We start from the raw sequence: 1,801 nt of genomic DNA on the forward strand, positions 1-1,801 counted from the left end.
ATCAGCAACTGCTGCCGCTGGTGCAGCGTCTCTACCGGCTCGACAACGGCCAGCCGCTGCAACGCCAGTGGCAGGAGGGTGCGTGTCGCCAGTTCTGAGCCTGCTCGCCGCCATCTACAGCGCGCCTCCCGTGTCCGCGCTGGCGGCGCAGCTGCGCGACATCCACCCTGGCCCCATGTTGGTCCAGGCACCGGATCCCCGCCTTCAGGGCTGGTGGGCGCTGCTGATCATACTGCTGATGGGGGCGCTGATCGGCGCGGCCCTGCTCAGCCTGCTGCGCTATCGCCGTTGGCAGCGACAAATCGACTGGCAGGCGCCCGAGCTGGTGCCCCGACTGCAGGCCGCGCTGCGCGAGGCCGCCCTTGGCCGCTGGCCCGAGGCGCGCACCTTGCAAGGGGAGGCCTGGCTCGCGTTTCTGGACAGGCAGGGAGGCAGCCAGTTCCGTGAGTTTGCCCCCCTGTGGCCACACTGGCTCTACGGTCAGGGGATACCGGATCCCCGCCAACGGGAGGCGCTGCGCCGCGCCTACCTCCGTTGGGGGCGAGCCTGCTGCTGCCTGCCACAGAGGGTGATCACACTGAGGATCCGTTGGCAACAGGGTCTGGCGCGCCTGCGCACCAGCACTAGGACCGGGAGATCATCATGATCCTCGCCTGGCCCTGGTTTGCGCTGGCACTGGTACTGCCACTCCTGGTGCGCTTCGGCCTGCCGCCGCATTCAACCGGCCAGCATAATGGGACTACGCTGGCGCACGACGGCTTTCCTCTGTTGCGTGCCCACGCCGGCCAGCCACTCTGGCGCATGGCCCTGTGCTGGTGCGCCCTGGTGCTGGCCCTGTGCCGCCCCCAATGGCAGGAGCCGCCCCTCGTCAGTTACCAGAGCAGCCGGGATCTGATCCTGGCGGTGGATCTCTCCGACAGCATGCGTACCCAGGACATGCTGGATGAGGGAGAACAGCGAGACAGGCTCAGTGCGGTGCGCCAGCAGATAAGTGAGCTGATCCAGGCCCGCCCCGGCGATCGCATCGCCCTCATCGTCTTCGCCGATCACGCCTACCTGCTGTCGCCCCTGACCCAGGAGACCCAGGCTCTACTCACCCTGGCCCGCGAGCTGGACTTCGATCTGGTGGGCCGCACCACAGCACTGGGGGAAGCCATAATGCTGGCCCGCCAGCACGCCGACCCCAACCGCCCCACCTCTCTGCTGCTGGTCACCGATGGTCGCAACACGGCGGGCAACGCCGATCCCCTGAGCGAGGCAAAACGGGCCGCTGCCAGCGGCATGACCCTCTATACCCTGGGGGTGGGGGCCGATCCCGATACCTTCGCCGAGGCACTGGCTCCGGCTCAGAGCGATCCCAGCACCGAGCTGGACGAGGCCCTGCTGCAACAACTGGCCAAAATGGGCCATGGCCGCTATTTCCGCGCCCGCACCCAAAGCGATCTCGATGCCATCAACCAGACCCTGGATACCCTGGAGCCCGTCGCCACGCCCCACACCCACTATCGACCCAACGTCGAGCTCTACCCCTGGCCGCTGGCGCTGGCCTGGCTGCTGTTGAGCTGGCCCGCCCGGCTGCGCTGGCCACCCTCCTTGCGTCTACGCTGGCGACTGCCACGGGGGCAGGCTCATGATTAAACCACGCTGCCAGGGATGGCCGTCATGGAGCTGATCCTCTTGCGCCCGCTCTGGCTGCTGGCCCTGCTGCCCTGGCTGTGGCAGGGCTGGCGTCGTCGCCGGCAGCCACCGTTGCTCGCCCCCGCCATGCAGGCCTACCTGCTGCCGGGGCGCCGCCGTACCC

At 68.4% G+C, this 1,801-nt stretch carries 2 protein-coding genes and 1 pseudogene; all 3 read left to right on the forward strand.

Going from position 1 to position 1,801, the window contains the following annotated elements; translation table 11 throughout:
• Positions 1-98: pseudogene (locus AAC083_RS09105) on the forward strand (DUF58 domain-containing protein); the annotation flags it as partial.
• Entirely contained in the window at positions 83-646 is a 564-nt protein-coding gene (locus tag AAC083_RS09110; protein ID WP_108536400.1) for a DUF4381 domain-containing protein, read from the forward strand. The pseudogene AAC083_RS09105 and the gene AAC083_RS09110, both read left to right, overlap by 16 nt.
• On the forward strand, positions 643-1,638 hold the full coding sequence (locus AAC083_RS09115) for a VWA domain-containing protein (RefSeq protein WP_108536401.1): 996 nt from the start codon (positions 643-645) through the stop codon (positions 1,636-1,638). Before AAC083_RS09110 ends, AAC083_RS09115 begins: the two co-directional genes overlap by 4 nt.
• The last annotated feature ends 163 nt before the right edge of the window (positions 1,639-1,801 follow it).

The organism is Aeromonas sp. HMWF014 (assembly GCF_963878295.1).
GTDB lineage: Bacteria > Pseudomonadota > Gammaproteobacteria > Enterobacterales > Aeromonadaceae > Aeromonas > Aeromonas popoffii.